At 70.3% G+C, this 16,757-nt stretch carries 12 protein-coding genes; 6 read left to right on the top strand and 6 right to left on the bottom strand.

Features of this window, described 5'->3' with window-relative positions; all coding sequences use genetic code 11:
• The first annotated feature begins 88 nt into the window (after window positions 1-88).
• The 5 genes from ABUW04_RS02150 to ABUW04_RS02170 all read left to right on the top strand — a co-directional run bounded on the left by ABUW04_RS02150 (window position 89) and on the right by ABUW04_RS02170 (window position 8,901).
• Window positions 89-1,159: an ABC transporter permease gene (locus ABUW04_RS02150; protein ID WP_380562094.1), complete on the top strand. Its 1,071-nt coding sequence runs from the start codon at window positions 89-91 to the stop codon at window positions 1,157-1,159.
• Window positions 1,156-2,091 (top strand): carbohydrate ABC transporter permease, encoded by a 936-nt coding sequence (locus ABUW04_RS02155; RefSeq protein ID WP_051725523.1) that lies wholly within the window; start codon window positions 1,156-1,158, stop codon window positions 2,089-2,091. Before ABUW04_RS02150 ends, ABUW04_RS02155 begins: the two co-directional genes overlap by 4 nt.
• 50 nt (window positions 2,092-2,141) lie before the next feature.
• Window positions 2,142-3,704, top strand: a complete 1,563-nt coding sequence (locus tag ABUW04_RS02160; protein ID WP_380562096.1) for an ABC transporter substrate-binding protein — start codon at window positions 2,142-2,144, stop codon at window positions 3,702-3,704.
• A 4-nt stretch (window positions 3,705-3,708) separates the two neighbouring features.
• Entirely contained in the window at window positions 3,709-5,328 is a 1,620-nt protein-coding gene (locus ABUW04_RS02165; RefSeq protein WP_380562098.1) for a glycoside hydrolase family 43 protein, read from the top strand.
• Between the two features lie 69 nt (window positions 5,329-5,397).
• Window positions 5,398-8,901: a putative Ig domain-containing protein gene (locus ABUW04_RS02170; protein ID WP_380562100.1), complete on the top strand. Its 3,504-nt coding sequence runs from the start codon at window positions 5,398-5,400 to the stop codon at window positions 8,899-8,901.
• Window positions 8,902-8,957: 56 nt separating this feature from the next.
• Here ABUW04_RS02170 and ABUW04_RS02175 read toward each other — a convergent pair whose 3' ends face one another.
• The gene (locus ABUW04_RS02175; protein WP_380562102.1) at window positions 8,958-9,980 is read right to left on the bottom strand and encodes a GlxA family transcriptional regulator; all 1,023 of its coding nucleotides are present in this window, start codon (window positions 9,978-9,980) and stop codon (window positions 8,958-8,960) included.
• 95 nt (window positions 9,981-10,075) lie between these two features.
• Here ABUW04_RS02175 and ABUW04_RS02180 point away from each other — a divergent pair, with 95 nt between their 5' ends.
• Window positions 10,076-10,897 (top strand): dienelactone hydrolase family protein, encoded by an 822-nt coding sequence (locus tag ABUW04_RS02180; protein ID WP_380562104.1) that lies wholly within the window; start codon window positions 10,076-10,078, stop codon window positions 10,895-10,897.
• A 36-nt stretch (window positions 10,898-10,933) separates the two neighbouring features.
• On the opposite strand, the gene ABUW04_RS02185 is transcribed toward ABUW04_RS02180, so the two are convergent.
• From ABUW04_RS02185 to ABUW04_RS02205, 5 genes are all read right to left on the bottom strand, one after another.
• On the bottom strand, window positions 10,934-11,506 hold the full coding sequence (locus ABUW04_RS02185) for a GNAT family N-acetyltransferase (RefSeq protein WP_380562106.1): 573 nt from the start codon (window positions 11,504-11,506) through the stop codon (window positions 10,934-10,936).
• A gap of 63 nt (window positions 11,507-11,569) precedes the next feature.
• The gene (locus ABUW04_RS02190; protein ID WP_380562108.1) at window positions 11,570-12,559 is read right to left on the bottom strand and encodes an NAD(P)H-dependent flavin oxidoreductase; all 990 of its coding nucleotides are present in this window, start codon (window positions 12,557-12,559) and stop codon (window positions 11,570-11,572) included.
• A 21-nt stretch (window positions 12,560-12,580) separates the two neighbouring features.
• Entirely contained in the window at window positions 12,581-13,735 is a 1,155-nt protein-coding gene (locus tag ABUW04_RS02195; protein ID WP_380562110.1) for an acyl-CoA dehydrogenase family protein, read from the bottom strand.
• Window positions 13,728-15,797, bottom strand: a complete 2,070-nt coding sequence (locus tag ABUW04_RS02200; RefSeq protein ID WP_380562112.1) for an acetate--CoA ligase family protein — start codon at window positions 15,795-15,797, stop codon at window positions 13,728-13,730. Before ABUW04_RS02200 ends, ABUW04_RS02195 begins: the two co-directional genes overlap by 8 nt.
• Window positions 15,798-16,068: 271 nt before the next feature.
• Window positions 16,069-16,683 (bottom strand): TetR/AcrR family transcriptional regulator, encoded by a 615-nt coding sequence (locus ABUW04_RS02205; RefSeq protein WP_380562114.1) that lies wholly within the window; start codon window positions 16,681-16,683, stop codon window positions 16,069-16,071.
• Between the last annotated feature and the right edge of the window lie 74 nt (window positions 16,684-16,757).

The raw sequence follows: 16,757 nt of genomic DNA on the forward strand, positions 1-16,757 counted from the left end.
ATCACCGGAACGGGCCGCGTACGATTCGCCGGAGAACTCGCTGCACGACCCTTGACGCCCCGGATCGCGCGGCTTTAGCGTCCCGGTCATGAAACTAGTTCCAGACAAGGCGAAGGGCGAGGGGGCCACCGCAGCGGGCTCCGCGGCCAGCTCCGCGGCGGGCTCCGCCCGGCGGGTGCGCACCCAGCCCGTCGGCAGCGGCCGCAGCGCCGGGAGCGGGAAGCCGGGCCAGGCGGCCCGCCGCCGTCGCGGACCGGACCGCGGAGGTTGGACGCTGCTGCTGCTCGCCGCCCCCGGCGTCGCCTGGTTCGCGGTCTTCGCGTACGGGCCGATGGCCGGACTCGTGGTCGCCTTCAAGGACTTCAACATCCGGCAGGGCATCTTCGGCAGCCCGTGGAACGGCGTGCAGAACTTCAGGTACTTCCTGGAGAGCGGCGACGCCTGGTCGATCGTGCGCAACACGCTGTTCCTCAACGTGCTGTTCATGGCCGCCTCCCTGGGCACCGGACTGCTGCTGGCGCTGATGCTCAACGAGATCAGGGCCAGGCACTTCAAGCGCTTCGCGCAGTCGGCGGTCTTCTTCCCGTACTTCGTCTCCCCCATCGTGATCAGCATCATCCTGCAGGTCGTGCTGGCCGGGGTGGGCGGGCGCAGCGGCGCGCTCAACGGCATGCTGGGCGTCTTCGACCTGCCGCGGATCAGCTGGTACACCACCCCGGGCCCCTGGCCGTGGATCCTCACCGTGGTCAAGATATGGCAGCTCGGCGGCTACATGTCGATCATCTTCCTGGCCGCGATCACCTCGATCCCTGAGGAGGTGTACGAGGCGGGCGTGATCGACGGCGCGAGCCGAGCCCGGATGGCCCGCTCCATCACCACCCCGCTGCTGGCCCCGACCGCGGCCATCCTGATCGTGCTCAGCGTGGGCCGGATCTTCTTCGGGGACTTCGCGACCATCTACGCGATCGTCGGCGACAACGGGACGCTGTTCCCGACCACCGACGTGATCGACACCTACGTCTTCCGTTCGCTGCGCACCGTCGGCGACTTCGGGACCACCGCGGCGGTCGGCCTGTTCCAGTCGGTGGTCGGCTTCGTCTTCGTCACCGCGGCGGTGTTCGTCCAGCGCAGGCTCAACAAGGAAGGCAGCATCCTGTGACCGCTCAGCTGACCGAACCGATCGTCGGAGCCCGGGCGGAGCAGCCCGGTGCGCGCGCACGGGTGCGGAACAGGCCCGAGGCGTTCACCGTCGTCAGCTACGTCGTGGTCTCGCTGTTCGGCCTGTTCTGCCTGGTGCCGATGTGGATGATCATCGCGGGCTCGTTCACCGCCGAGTCCAAGCTGGCCCTGACCGGGTACTCGCTGTGGCCGCAGCCGTTCTCGCTGACGGCCTACCGGATGCTGTTCTCCGGCACCGCGCTGCTCGACGGCTACCTGGCCACGCTGTTCATCACCGGCGTCGGCACCGTGCTCTCGCTGTCCTGCACGGCGTCGCTGGCCTGGGCGATCGCCCGCCGGATGCCCGGGATCAGCCGGCCGCTGACGGTCGTCGCCTACATCCCGATGCTCTTCACCGGCGGCCTGGTGCCGCTGTACCTGCTGGTCACCCAGGTGCTGGGGCTCCAGAACAACTGGTTCTCGGTGATCCTGCCGGGGATGATGGCGCCCTTCCTGGTCTTCATCGCGGTGAGCTTCTTCCGTCAACTGCCCGAGGAGATCATCGACTCGGCGCGGGTGGACGGCGCCGGCGAGCTGCGGATCTTCTTCCAGATCGTGCTGCCGCTGTCCAAGCCGGTGCTGGCCGTGATCGCCCTGTTCTACGGGGTCACCTACTGGAACGAGTGGTTCAACGCCCTGCTGTTCCTCTCCGACCAGGACAAGTTCCCGCTCCAGCTGATGCTGCAGAACCTGATCGCCAACGTCGCCAACGCGGCCACCCTGCCGGGCAGCACCGCGGCCCAGGCCGCCGCCCCCATCTACCAGTTGCGGCTGGCGATGACGGTGCTGACGGTCGCGCCGATCATGTTCGCCTACCCCTTCGCCCAGCGCTACTTCGTCAAGGGCCTGACCCTCGGGGCCACCAAGGGCTGACCCGCCCCAGCTGTACCTACCCCATACCGCCCACCACCAGGAGTACAGCCATGCCAAGCACCCCGCGCCCGTCCCAGCAGCTGTCCCGCAGAGGGTTCCTCGCCGCCACCGGCGGCCTCGGCGCCGCTCTCGCCCTGGCCGCCTGCTCCTCCTCCGGCGGCAGCTCCGGCGGCGGGCTCAGCGGAGCCTCCACCGCCCTGCTGCCGAGCACCGCGCCGGTCGGCTGGAGCAAGGTGATCGCCCAGGCCAACGCCAAGCTCAAGAAGGACCTCGGCTTCACCCTGGACGCCCAGTTCACCGCCTGGACCAACTACGGCCAGCAGGCCCTGCTGAAGTTCACCGCCGGCGCGCACTTCGACACCGCGCTGGAGGCCCTGTGGCTGAACATGTCGCAACTGGTGCAGTCCCAGTCGCTGGTGGACCTGTCCGGCGAGATCGGCAAGTACCCCAACCTCAAGGCCCAGCTGTCCTCCCAGCTGATCGCCGCCAACACCTGGAGCGGCGGCAAGCTGTGGGGCATCCCGCAGGTCAACAGTGCCGGCCGGATCCAGCACTTCACCATTCGTCAGGACCTCGCCGAGAAGTACGGCTTCTCCGACATCCAGGACTACGACACCCTGGAGCGCTACTTCTACGCGGTCAAGCAGAAGGCCGGGATCACCCCGTTCGGCGCGTCCTCCAACTCGACCTTCCTGTACGTGGTCCCCGGACCGGTCGGCCTGTTCAACGCCCAGTCCTGGAGCGACCCGCTCACCTCCGCGCACCAGTTCACCGGCTCCAACCTCTACTTCCTCTTCGACCGCTCCGCGGCCACCACCGGCTCCTCCAACCCCAAGCCCTTCTGGGAGGACGCCGGCTGCCTGGACGCCTTCAACCGGATCCGCAAGTACAACCAGGACGGCATCATCGACGCCAACGCCATCAGCACCGACCAGGCCACAGCCAACAGTCGCTGGAACGCCGGCGGCTACGCCTCCATCTGGGCCATGAGCGACGGCACCTCCAGCAACGGACTGCCCACCCTGCAGAAGACCGTGAAGAGCGCCCAGCTGGCCAATGTGATGCCGCTGCCGGCCGGCGCCAAGCCGCTGCAGACCTTCCAGGCCGACAACGTGGTCGTGGTCAACGCCAACGGCGGCGACCTGGAGCGCACCATGCACCTGCAGGACTGGCTGTCCATCCAGGAGAACCACGACCTGCTGGAGTACGGCATCCAGGGGACGGACTGGGAGCCGGCCGCCGACAACAAGTACAAGATCCTCAGCCAGTACTCCTTCCCCGGCTACGGCCTGCTGTGGCGCTCCAAGCTGGAACGGCGCTCCCTGTACATGACCGCGTCCGAGGAGAAGATCTTCGACTGGGCCCAGTCCTACGACAACTTCACCCTGGACCCGTTCGCCTCCTTCGTCCCCGACATCACGCCGGTCAAGCAGGAGATCGCGCAGATGACCAATGTCATGACGCAGTACGCCAACCCGCTGTACTACGGCGTCGGCGACGTCACCAGCCAGCTCAGCAAGCTCAAGACGGCCGCCGACGGCGCGGGCCTGGCCAAGATCCAGGCGGAGATGGCCAAGCAGGCCGACGCCCACCTCAAGGCGCAGAAGAGCTGATCCGGTGACCCATCTGGTCAACCCCGTGCTCCGGGGCTTCAACCCGGACCCCTCGATCCTGCGTGTCGGCGCCGACTACTACATCGCGACCAGCACCTTCGAGTGGTCGCCGCTGGTGCGGCTGCACCACTCGCGCGACCTGGTGCACTGGCGCACGCTCGGGCACGCGGTGGACAGCGCCGGTGTGCTGGACCTGCGGGGGGTGCCCGACTCCGGTGGCGTCTGGGCCCCCTCGCTCTCGCACCACGACGGGCTGTTCTGGCTGGTCCTGAGCATCGTGCGGACCATGGACGGCGACGCCAAGGACCTGGACAACTACCTGCTCACCGCCCCCGACATCACCGGCCCCTGGTCGGAGCCGGTCCGGCTGAACTCACGCGGGTTCGACGCCTCCCTGTTCCACGACCGGGACGGGCGGCACTGGCTGGTCGGTGTGCAGTGGGACCCGCGCCCCGGGCGCACGCGGTTCGCCGGCATCAGCCTGCAGGAGTACGACGCCAAGGCCGGCCGGCTCGTCGGCGACAGCCGCATCGTCGCCCGCGACGCCGGCCTGATCGAGGGCCCCAACCTCTACTGGCACGACGGGTACTACTACCTGATGCTGGCTCAGGGCGGAACCGGCTTCAACCACGGCATCTCCATGCTCCGTTCCCGCAGCCTGGACGGCGAGTTCGAGCGCGATCCGCAGTACTCCCTGCTGACCTCGCGGGACGACCCCGAGTGGGAGCTGCAGAAGGCCGGCCACGGCGAACTGGTGCAGACCCCCGACGGCGACTGGTACCTGGCCCACCTCGCCTCCCGGACCAGCCGCGACGACCAGGGGCAGTTCGCGGTCACCGGACGGGAGACCTGCCTGCAGCGGGTGGCCTGGACCGAGGACGGCTGGCTGCGGCTGGCCGACGACCAGGGCCGCCCGGTCACCGGGACCCGGGCCAGAACCCGGGTCCGCTCCACCGCCGCTGCGTCCGGAACCACGGACGGTCCCGCCCTGGCGCCCGGCTTCCACGACGACTTCAGCGCGCCCCGGCTCGACCGCACCCGCTGGTCGGCCCTGCGCCGCCGGGTGCACCCGGGCTGGCTCGACCTGGAAGCGCGGCCCGGCCGGCTCAGGCTGCACGGCGGACAGTCCCGCGCCTCCGTCTTCGAGCAGAGCCTGATCGGCACCCGGATCGAGGAGCCGACGGCACGGGTGGCCACCCGGATCGAGGCCCGGCCGCGCACCACGGGCCACCGGGCCGGCCTGGTCGCCTGGTACGACCGGCGCAGCCACTACGGCCTGTACCTGACCCTGGACGACGACGGCCGGCGGGTGCTGCTCCTGCAGCAGTGCACCCCCGCCGGAACCTCCCATCTCGGCGAGCCGGTGCCGGTGCACGACTGGTCGGACCTGCACCTGGGCTTCGCCCTGGACGGGCCCTCGATCACCTTCTCGGCCGGGCCCGACCCGCATCTGGGCGCCTGGACCGGCCCGACGCTGTCCAGCCGCCCGCTCTCCGACGACTACCGGGGCCTGCTGCGGTTCACCGGAGCCTTCGCCGCGCTGCGGGTCGACGACCACGACGGCGACGGCTTCAGCGCCGACATCGACCACCTCACCATCGACTACCCGCTGACCCCTGCGTGACCGGGAAACCAGTCCGCCGACGTCACCGGCTCGCGCACCTGTTGGCACCGCAATCCGAAGGAGCGTTGCATGTGGCAGAACCTGATGGGGCGAGTCAGACGGCTACGTGGGCGGGTGATCACCGCGGCGCTCGTCCTGGCCGTGGTGCTGCCCGCCGTCCCGGCGACCGCCGCTGCGGACACGGCCGCACCACGCACGGCCGGCGCGGTGGCGAGCGCCTTCCCCACCGTCACCCTGAACCAGGTCACCAGTAGCGCCGGGTTCGTCCACCCGGGCATCGACGTGAGCGCCCCGAACCTGCTGCTGGCACGCCAGGAGGTGCAGGGCGGCGTCGAACCCTGGGCCTCCTACTACGCGGCCATGGTCAAGACCAGCTACGCGTCCAGGACGCTCACCCCCGTCAACCACAGCACCCAGGTGGACACCCCCGGGTCGGTGGCCTTCAACTCGCAGGGCGTCGAATCGAAGTTCATCGCCGACGCCTTCGGCGCCTACACCCAAGCCATCCAGTACCTCATCACCGGGGATCCCGCCTACCGGGAGAACGGGATGCACATCATCCGCACCTGGTCCCACATCGACCCCGCCGAGGTCGCGCCGTACGCGGACGCGCACATCCACGCCGGCATCCCGCTGATGCGGATGCTCGCCGCGGCGGAGATCTTCCGCTACTCCAGTGTCAACGCCACCTCCGACGGCTACGACACCTCCTGGACCGACGCGGACACCAGCAATCTGACCACCAATCTGATCACCCCGGTCAGCAGCGTCCTGCTGGACGGCAACACCTACTTCATGAGCCAGCAGTCGTACCCGCTGGTCGGCGAGCTCGCCGCGGACATGTTCACCGACAACCGTGCGGCCTACGACAAGCACGTCGAGTGGTTCTCGGTCAACGCCTCCAACCCGGACCCCGACGCCAACGGCTCGCTGGTCTCCCTGATCCGCACCATCAGCGCCAAGGACCCGCTGAACCCCTACGGCCACTCCTTCGTCCAGGAGCAGGAGATGGGCCGCGACCAGGCGCACGCCTGGGACGGGATCAACGCCCTCACCGAGATCGCCCGCATGCTCACCGTCCAGGGCACCAGGCTGGACCCGGTCGCCGGAACCGTCTCGGACCGCAGCAACGCCGTGTCCCCCTACACCTTCGGCGACAACCGGCTGCTGGCGGGGACCGACGCGTACTACGCCTACATGATGGGGAAGACGATCCCCTGGATCGACACCACCGGCGGTCCCGGGAAGCTGTCCGAGGCCTACCGTGGGCGGCAGTTCGACCCCATCGACGAGCTCTACAACGTCTACGAGTACGACCTGGGCGTCAACGTCGCCAAGGTCGCCCCCGACGTCGCCAAGATGCAGCAGCAGGCCGACGGCCCGCAGTTCTTCTGGGGGACCAGCGCCTACAACTTCTGGAACAGCAATCCCGACTACAACCCGGACTACTGGCTGTCACTGCCGCAGCAGGTGGCCGGCCAGGTCCGGCCCCAGCAGGCCGACGCACTGGTGCCGGTGGCGCAGCGCAGCATCGCCCTGGACCACCGCTCGCAGGTGCTCGTCGACACTGGGCAGAGCTACGTCCGGATGCAGGCGTCCGACAAGGGCGCCTCGATCGCGGTCCGCACCCTGATGTACCCCTCCCGCACCGGCTACAGCCCCGTCGGCGTCCTGATCCGCACTGACGGACCGGCGACCCTGACCATCCGCAAGAACCTGGCGCTCCGCCCCTACCAGACCGTCAGTCTGCCCGACACGCACGGTCAGTGGCGCTACGTCAGCTACGACATGGACTACGCGGTCGTTCCCGGCAGCACCGGTGGGGAGAACCTCGCCTACTACACCGTCACCGGTTCACCGGCGGTCAACGTGGACGTCCAGAGCGTCAACCTTCAGGCCACGAGCCTCAGCCCGCCCACCTTCCCGCAGGGCCGGCAGGTCACCCTCATCGGCGTCGCCGGCCAATCCCTGCAACGCTCCCTCGCCGCAACGGACACCGCGGGGGCAGCCCTGACCTACGAAGCCACCGGGCTCCCGGCCGGAGCCACGGTCGACAGCAGCACCGGGGCCTTCAGCTGGACACCCACCCGCAGGCAGGTGGGGACCGCCCGGGCCACCGTCGTCGCCTCCGACGGCACGACCGACACCGTCCTGAACCTCACCCTGGTGACAGCGCCGAACCGCACCACAGCGCTCAAGGCCGCGCAGGCCGGGTTCCACCCCAAGGCGACCTACGTCCGCAGCACGCTGGACGCGTACGACGCAGCCGTGGCCGCAGTACGGGCCACCATCACCACCGCTGACGACAGCACCTTCCAGGACGGCCTCCTGTCGGTGCAGAAGGCGGTGCAGGGGCTGCAGCTGCTCAACCCGACCCTCGGCGACGGCACGCTCGCCTACCAGACCCTGGTGACCTCCTCGCTGGGGACGACAGCCATGTGGAACCTGGTCGACAGCGACATCAACACCACCTCCGGGGACCTGACGGCTCCGTTCACGCTGGACTTCGGTGCCGGATTCCGGGTCAAGGCCAGTGCCTTCGGCCTGCAGGCGCGGTACAACTTCGCCAACCGCTCGCAGGGGGCGAACGTCTACGGCTCGAACGACGGCCGGACCTGGACCCTGCTGACAGCGCACGAGACCACCAACACGGCGCCCGACTTCCAGATGGAGACCATCCCGGTACGCGCCGAGGTCAAGGACAAGTCCTTCCGCTTCTTCAAGATCCAGGTCGACGACCCCGGTGTCCCCACCGACCCGAACTACCCCGGCCTGTCGTCCTTCGGCGAACTGCGGATCCACGGCGTCCGCCAGGAGACGGCCCAGGCCGTCTCGGTCGCGACCCTGTCGTCCGACGACCCGGTCGCCGGCCAGGCCGTCAACGGGGACACCGTCACCCTGGACCTGACCGCCACCGAGCCCATCGCCGACGTGAACGTCCAGATCGAAGGCGCGACCGCTACCGTCACCAGCACCGACAGCGAGCACTGGCACGCCACGGCCGTACTGCCCGAGAGCGTCGACTACGGCCGCGCACTGCAGTTCACGGCCGACTACACGACGGCCACCGGCCAGACCGGCACCACCGTGTTCCAGACCACCGACGGCTCCGCGCTCCAGCTGTGGAACACCCACGTGCTGGCCGACAGCATCGCCCAGGCCTGGGTGGACGCGTCCACCCCGCTGTGGCCGGGGAAGGGAACCACCGCGGCCAACGGCTGGCGGATGTTCGACGGCGACATCACGACGTCAACCGACACCACGACCGCCAACGGCTGGGTGACGGTCAAGCCGACCGACGGCTCGACGCTGGGCATCGACGCCGTCCGTATCCACGCCCGCACCGGCTACCCGGCCCGCGCCAACGGCACCGTCCTCCAGGGCTCGACCGACGGAGGGACCACCTGGACGACGTTCCTGACCATCTCGGGCATCACCAGCGACCAGCAGTGGTACATCTTCAAGCTGCCGCAGCACCAGTCCGTGCCCATGCTGCGGGTCCTGGACCAGCACGGCGGCAACACCGACATCGCTGAGGTCCAGCTGCTCCAGTTCCAGGGGCTGCCCCAGTAGGTGGCCCGGTGGAGGCCGCTTCGTGTCCCCGTCCGCGCCTGACACCTGAGCCGGTGTCAGGCGCGGACGGCCTCGGGACGGCCCCCGGCTCCATCGAGCCGGCGGAAGCGCGCACGGTAGTCGCGCGGCCGCTGCCCGGTGTGCCGCGTGAAGAGCGTGCTGAAGGTGCTCGCGTCCCGGTAGCCGACGTCGGCGGCGATGCGGGCCACCGTCGCGTCGCCGACCTCCAGCAGATGGCGGGCCCGGCGGATCCGGGCCGACTGCAGATAGGCGAGCGGGGTCTGGTCCGCCTCGCTCCGGAAACGCCGGAGCATGGTCCGTGTACTCATGCGGAACGCCTCGGCCAGGGCGGGCAGGTCGTAGGGCGCCGCCAGGTCACGGTCCAGCCGCCGCTTCACCGCGTCCGAGAACCGGTGGCCCACCGTGGGGAGCAACTCCGGGTCCACATAAGGGCCCTGGGTCGAACGTGCGTCGTCGACCAGCGCGATGCGCGCCGTGGCACGGGCGGTCCGGGGGCCGTCGTGGTCACGGATCAGCTGCAGCGCGAAGTCGTACATGGCGCTGAAGCCGGCGGTGGTGGTCACCCCGCGATCGGTGACCACCAGGTGCTCGGCGTGCACGTCGACGGCCGGGTAGCGCCCCGCCAGCCGGTCCGCGAAGAGCCAGGACGTCGTCGCCCGGCGTCCGTCGAGCAGACCGGCCTCAGCTACCAGGAACGCGCCGACGCAGATCGACACGACGGCGACTCCGGCCGCCGCCCGGGCCCGAATGAGCGCGACTTCAGGACCCAGGCCCGCGAGTGTCGCCTCCAGATCAGTCTCGGGTGACAGCCCGAAACCCGGCACCACCAGCACATCGACCCGGCGCGGTGCCCGGACCTCGACGGCCCAGCCGCCGGATGCCACCACCCGCCGCCGGGGAGATATGACGTCCACCTCGTACCGCGGCCGGTCCGCGCCCCGGGCCGCGGAGACACGGTCCGCCATCGCCAGCAGATCCGGGACCCCGAAGACCTCGGAGGCGAAGCATCCCGGGTAGGCCAGCACCCCCAGCCGCAGCGGCTGCTCCGCTTCCCCCACCGGGTACTCCCTGCTTCCTGCCGCTGGCGAGATCACCCGCAGTCATGGCGATACCGCCGCTTCCGGTGGCACCAGTGTCCCGTGAGACTGCGACCATGACAACGGAACCACCGCAGCGTGACGACCCTTTGGGCGACTTCCTCCACAGGACCGTCAGCGTCGACGACGTCAGCAAGACCGTGTACGTCTCCGGCACCGGACCGGCCGTCATCGTGATGCCCGAGATGCCGGGCATCAGCCCGGACGTGGCCCGGCTGGCGCGCTGGATCCAGGACGCCGGCACCACCGTCTACCTGCCGTCGCTCTTCGGCGTCGACGGCGCCTACCCCACCACCGCCGCGGGCCAGGAGATCGTTCGAAGGGCCTGCGTCAGCGCCGAGTTCCGCGCGTTCGCGGGCGGCGGCACCAGTCCGGTCGTGGCCTGGCTGCGCGGTCTGGCCCGCACCGCGCACGCGGAGTGCGGTGGAGCCGGCGTCGGCGCGGTCGGGCTCTGCTTCACCGGCAACTTCGCACTGACCATGGCCCTGGAGCCCGCCGTCGTCGCCCCGGTCGTCAATCACCCCTCGCTGCCGCTCGACGACCCCGGCGGCCTGGAACTCGACGACGCCGACGCGGTAGCGGTGTCGGAACGCGTCCGCCGGGACGGACTGACCGTGCTCGCCTACCGTTTCGAGAACGACCGGTGGTGCACCGGCCAACGCTTCGCCGCCTACCGGGCCCTGCTCGGGGACGCGTTCGACGGTCGCGTGCTCCCCTCCGACGCCGCGAACACCGACCCTCCCCCGTTCTTCCGCGACGTCGTCGGCACCGCCCACAGCGTCGTCACCGCACACCTGGTCGACCGGCAAGGCCACCCGACCACCCGCGCCCGCGACGAGATCATCGCCTTCCTCGTCGACCGGCTCGGCGTCCACTGAGCCCGAGAGCGGACGCTCCGGGAACGGAGCGGCCCCTCAGCCCGCTGGGATCGGCGCGACCGCCGGCCGCCACTCTCGCCTGAGCAACCCGAACACCCACGAATCGGATACGTCGCCGTTCACGATGCAGTCCTCCCGCAGCGTCCCTTCCCGTACGAATCCGAGCTTCTCCAGCACCCGGCCTGACGCCGCGTTGCGGGTATCGGCCTCGGCCTGAACCCGGTTCAGGTCCAGGGTGCCGAAGGCCCACTGCAGCAAGGCGCGTGCGGACTCCGTCGCGTAGCCGTGGCCCCACACCGCATCGTCGAGGACGTAGCCCAACGACGCGCTGCGGTAGTCCGGGTTCCATCCGGTCAGACAGCACCAGCCGATGAAGGCCCCGTCAGAAGCACGGTCGATCGCCAGCCGCGCCCCGGTGCCTTCGTCGGCCATCTTCCCGCACGTCGCAATGAAGCGATCGGCGCGGGACCGTTCGCTCCACGGCGGAGAATCCCAGTAACGCATCACAGCGGTGTTGCTGTGCAGCGCGTAGAGGGCATCCGCGTCGGTGTCGGTGAAGGGGCGCAGGCGCAGGCGAGCCGTGTGCAGGGTGGGAGTGGCCAGAGTCATGCGCATCATCCTGCATCCTCACAGCGCGGCCAGGACACCGAATTTCCGCCCCTGCCCCCGGCCTCAGGGGGCGGGCGTCATCTGGCCGGGCAGCCGGTCGCGGACGATGGCTTCCGCCTCGGCGATGATGTCGTGCACCACGTCGGCGCAGCTGCCGACGCTGTCGATCAGGCCCTGCGCCTGGCCGGCCCACCACATTCCGCCTTCGACGTCGCCGTCTGCGAGCACCCGGCTCCGGGCCCGCGCCCCGGAGGCGAGATGGGCGACGTCGGCGAACGTGGCGCCGGGCCGCGCGCCGAGTTCGGCGATCTGCTCGGAGACGGAGTTGCGTGCCACCCGTGCGGTGTTGCCGAACTCGCGGAACACGATCTGCGTCGCACGTTCGTCGTTGGCGACGATCTGCGCCTTCACCCGGGGGTGCACTGGTGCCTCGGTCGTCGCCTCGAACCGGGTGCCCATGTTGACCGCGCAGGCGCCCAGCGCGAGCGCGGCGACCAAGCCGCTGCCGGTGGCGAAGCCGCCCGAGGCGATCAACGGGATCGAGAGCCGCCGCGCCGCCGCGGGGATCAGGACCAGGCCGGGCACGTCGTCCGCGCCGGGGTGGCCGGCGCACTCGAAGCCGTCGATGCTCACTGCGTCGACGCCGAGTGCCTCAGCCTTGAGGGCGTGCCGCACCGAGACGGCCTTGTGGACGACCTTGACCCCCGCGGCCCGGAAGGCGGGCAGGTGCGGGGCCGGGTTACTGCCCGCGGTCTCGACGACCCGGACTCCGGACTCGATGATCGCTTCGCGGTACTCGTGGTACGGAACCGGGTCGATGGTCGGCAGGATCGTGAGGTTGACCCCGAAGGGTTGGTCGGTCAGCTCACGGCACCGCTTGATCTCCAGGCTGAGGGCCTCCGGGGTGGGCTGGGTCAGAGCGCTGAGGAAGCCGAGCGCTCCCGCGTTCGCGACCGCCGCGATGAGTTCCGCGGTGCCGACGGCGAGCATGCCGCCGCACACCACGGGGTGCCGGACGCCGAACATCCGGGTGAAGTCGTTCTGGAACGGCATGGTTGAGGGACCTCCCGGCTTCTAGAGACTGCGTGAGATGACCAGGCGCATGATGTCCGAGGTGCCTTCCTCGATCTCCTCGAGTTTGGCGTCGCGCATCCACTGCTCGACCGGGTACTCGCGGGAGTACCCCCAGCCGCCGAGGGTCTGGACCGCGCCCCAGGTGCAGAACATGGCCGTCTCGGAGGCCTGCAGCTTGGCCATGGCCGCGAGGCCGGTCACGGTGGCGCCGGCGTCGATCTGCCGGGCGGCGTGCAGCGTGAGCAGCCAGGCGGACTGGATCCGGGTGGCCATGTCGGCCAGCCGGAAGGCCACCGCCTGGTGCTCGATGATCGGCTTGCCGAACTGGCTGCGCTGGCGGGCGTAGTCGCGCGCGTACTCGTACGCCGCGCGGGCGGCGCCGGTGGCCGCGGCCGCGAGTACGACGCGGGAGATGTCGAACGTCTTCATCAGGCCGTGGAACCCGCGGCCCTCGTCGCCGAGCCGCTGGTCCTCCGGCACGAAGGCGTGGTCGAAGAAGATCTCGCGGCACACGATGGCCCGCTGGCCCATCTTCCGCATCGGCTCGCCGAAGGTCATCCCGGGCGTGTTCCGGTCCAGCAGGAACGCGGTCACGCCGTCCGAGCGCCGGGACGGGTCGGTCTTGGCGAAGACGACGTACTGGTCGGCCAGGCCCGCGTTGGAGATCCACGCCTTCTGGCCGGTGAGTTCGTATCCTCCCGCGGTCCTGACCGCGGTGGTGGACATCGATGCGGCGTCGGAGCCCGATCCGGGCTCGGTGGTGGCCAGCGCGGTGTGCAGCGGAGCCGGCCCAGTGAGCGGGCGCAGCCAGCGCTCCTTCTGCTCCGCGGTGCCCAACTCGATGACCGGGTCGGCGAAGAAGCCGTTGGAGCACAGGAAGTTGCCGATGCCCGGGTCGCCCCAGCACAGCTGTTCCTGCACCAGGCACTGGGTCAGCACGTCGGTCAGCCCGCCGCCGCCGTGCTCCTCGGGGAGCATGAAGTCGGTGATGCCCGCTTTCGCGGCGGAGCGGAAGATGTCCACCGGAGGCTCGATGTCGGCCTCGTCCACCTCGCGTCCGCGGGGCCGGATCTCCTGCTCGGCGAACTGCCGGCACAGCGCGAGGATGTCGCGCTGCTCGTCGGTCAGCGGCCACGGTTCGGTGGTCTCAGGCATGGTTCTCCTCATTCTTCGACGACTCGTCGTTCTTCGGTGACTCGTGCAGGATCAGTGCGTCGACGGCGAGTACTCCGTCGACGCCGACCCGGAGCGGGTTGATCTCCAGGTCGGTGAGGTGCGGGTTGGCCGCGATCGCTTCGGACGCCGCGACCACGGCGTCGACGAGCGCGTCGGTGTGCACCGGCGGTCTCCCGCGCCAGCCCCGCAGCAGTGCGCGTGATCGCAGCCCGTCGACCATGGCGGCGGCGACCGGCCGGTCCACCGGTGCCAGTTCGACCCGGACGTCACGCCACAGCTCGGCTTCGACGCCGCCGAGGCCCACGGCGACCGTCGGTCCGAAGCAGGGGTCGTGCCGAGCGCCGATCAGCATCTCGACCACGTCGGCGCGGGTGTCCTGTTCCTCCAGGACGTACTCCCCCGGGCCGAGCCGTTGGTACATCTCGGCGAAGGCCGCGGTGCCTTCCGCGGGCCCCGTCAGCCCGGTCCTGATGCCGCCGTGCTCGCTCTTGTGCTCCAGCCAGCCGGCTTTGAGCACCAGCGGAGCGTGCAGCGTGCGGAACGCCGCGCTGACTTCGGCCCCGTCGCGGACCCGCACCGCATCCGGTACCGGGATGCCGAGGTCACGCAGTGCCTCCCGTGCGCCCCAGTAGCCGGTGACCGGTCGCAGTTCGGGGCCGGCCGTGGCCTTCGGGTCCCGTCCGGTCGCCGCCCCCAGTGCGGCGGCTCCGGCGAGGGCGCCGAGGGCCGGTGTGATCTCCGGGTAGGTGGGGATGCGGTGCTGCCCCATGCGTGCCACTGCCGCGGAGGTCCCGCTCATGCTGTGCACCACCAGGGGCACCGGTCCGCTCGCGGCCAGGCGTCCGAGGCGGTCGACGACGGCGAGTTCGGCGTCGGCGATCGACGGGGTGTCCTCGCCGTAGCAGCCGAGGTAGCCGGTGAGCAGGACGGCATCGACTTCGGTGGAGGCGGCCACCGCCTCCGCCACTGCGGCGTAGACCCCGAGGTCGGCCTCACCGGCTCCGGCCAGGTCGACCGGGTTGGCCACGGCTGCGGCCTCGGGCAGCAACTCCCGTAGTCTGAACTGCAGTTCGGGCGAGAACTGCGGGACTTCGAGACCGGTCCGGGCGGCCACGTCGGCGGCGACACCGCCCTGTCCGCCGCTGTCGCCGACGACTGCCACTCGGCGTCCCCGCGGCGCCGCGGCCGAGGACAGGTACGTCGCGATGGCGACGGCCTCCTGTGGGGTGGCGACCCGCAGTGCGCCGGCCACCCGGCAGGCGGCGTCGACCACGTCGAGGGCGGAGGTCAGCGAACCGGTGTGGGAGCGGGCCAGCCGTCGGCTCGCCTCGCTCGCACCGGTGCTGAGCACCAGGGTGTGCTTGCCGGCCCGGCGCAGGGCGCGCAACGCGGCGACGATCCGTGGGCCCTCGGTGAAGGCCTCCAGGTACAGCACCGCCGTCGTGGTCCGCTCGTCCTCGGCCAGTGACTCCAGCAACTCGGCTGCGCTGACGGTCAGTTGGTTGCCCACCGAGTAGAACCGGGAGACCCCGAGGCCCGCCTGCGCGGCGAGGGTGGCGATCTCCATGCCGAGCTGGCCGCTCTGGGAGACGATCGCGAGGGAACCGGGCGTGAAGGTCCCCCAGGCCAGCTGCAGATCGGTGGAGGAGTCGTACAGGCCGAGGCTGTTGGGTCCGAGCAGGTGTGCACCGGCGGCCTTGAGCAGCTGTGCGAGCCTGTGCTGCTGCCGGCCGGTGAGTCCGGCGGTGATCGCCAGGAACGCCCGGCATCCCAGGGCCAGTGCCTCCCCGACGGTGGGTTCCACCTGATCGGCGGGCACGCAGAGCACCACGAGTTCGGGGGCGGCGGGCAGTTCGCCGAGCGAGGCGAAGGCGCGCTCGCCGAACAACGGCCGTGCGCTCCGGTTCACCAGCCAGACGTCTCGGCGTCCGGCGCCCCGAAGCGCACCGTCGGCGAGCCAGTAGCCCCACTTCGCGCGGTCCTCACTGGCCCCGACGACGGCGACCGAGGCTGGATCGACGAACGCGTTGGGCACGGTCATGGGCGTCCTCCGGTTCCCCGGCACAGGTGTGCCCGGCAAGGCTCGGATAGTTGACTGATGCGTCAGTTATACATTTCGATTCCGGTGCGGGCAAGACCTCGGGATGCGCGGAGCACGCCGGTGATCCGGCATAGCGGGTGTTCAGGCAGGGCCTTCAGGCAGCCGGCCGGAGGGGACGGGGCCGCACGGCAGCGCTGTCGGGCCGACGCCCCGTCAACAGTGCTTCCTCATCCAGCCTTTGCCGCCGGCGCCCCGCGCCGGCCGACCTGGATCAGTGCCGGGCGCGAGCGGGCGCGAGCGCGAGGAAGTCGTCGATGAACTGCTGCAAGGTGCTGCTCATCCGCTCGACCGGCATGTCCTTGGAGCCGGCCAGTACCTGCGTCGCCAGGCCGTCGATCATGCCGATCAGCATGTCGGCCAGTACCCCGGGGTCGCCGTCACGGATCGAGCCGCGGTCCTGGCCCCTCGCGATCAGCTCGGTGACCAGGCCGCGCCACTCGGCGTAGAGCGATTCGTTGATCGCCCGGTACTCGTCGTTCCTGGTGGCCTCGGCCCACAGCTGCGCCCAGACCCGCCATGCGGTCAGTGCCTCAGGGCGGCGCGGCAGGTAGGAGTCGACGAGCTCGCGCAGGGTGGGCAGCGGCTCGTCGCCGGCGTCCAGCAGCCGTCGGCGCCGCTCCAGCGAACGCCGGTAGTTGAACTCGAAGGCCGCGACCAGGACCGCGTGCTTGCCCTCGAAGTAGTAGTGGATCGTCCCGGAGCTGACGCCGGCCCGCCGGGCCAGGTCGGACAGCCTCAGGTCCTGCATGCCGACCTCGCTGAGTTCGTCGCAGGCCGCACGGAGGATCTGCTCGCGTCGCTCGGCCTCCACGTTGGGACGCGGCACCTGACCTCCCCTCATCCTCAGCGGAGCACCATCCTACGACTGGCGGGAGGCACCGGCGGAGCACCGGTCAGGCA

Source organism: Streptacidiphilus jeojiensis, assembly GCF_042510965.1.
Lineage (GTDB): Bacteria > Actinomycetota > Actinomycetes > Streptomycetales > Streptomycetaceae > Streptacidiphilus > Streptacidiphilus jeojiensis.

Excerpts from the sequence above, each read along its gene's own strand:
- ABUW04_RS02180 (WP_380562104.1), top strand. The coding sequence starts at position 10,076 with ATGACAACGGAACCACCGCAGCGTGACGACCCTTTGGGCGACTTCCTC.
- ABUW04_RS02150 (WP_380562094.1), top strand. The coding sequence starts at position 89 with ATGAAACTAGTTCCAGACAAGGCGAAGGGCGAGGGGGCCACCGCAGCG.
- ABUW04_RS02200 (WP_380562112.1), bottom strand. The coding sequence starts at position 15,797 with ATGACCGTGCCCAACGCGTTCGTCGATCCAGCCTCGGTCGCCGTCGTC.
- ABUW04_RS02190 (WP_380562108.1), bottom strand. The coding sequence starts at position 12,559 with ATGCCGTTCCAGAACGACTTCACCCGGATGTTCGGCGTCCGGCACCCC.
- ABUW04_RS02185 (WP_380562106.1), bottom strand. The coding sequence starts at position 11,506 with ATGACTCTGGCCACTCCCACCCTGCACACGGCTCGCCTGCGCCTGCGC.
- ABUW04_RS02160 (WP_380562096.1), top strand. The coding sequence starts at position 2,142 with ATGCCAAGCACCCCGCGCCCGTCCCAGCAGCTGTCCCGCAGAGGGTTC.
- ABUW04_RS02195 (WP_380562110.1), bottom strand. The coding sequence starts at position 13,735 with ATGCCTGAGACCACCGAACCGTGGCCGCTGACCGACGAGCAGCGCGAC.
- ABUW04_RS02170 (WP_380562100.1), top strand. The coding sequence starts at position 5,398 with ATGTGGCAGAACCTGATGGGGCGAGTCAGACGGCTACGTGGGCGGGTG.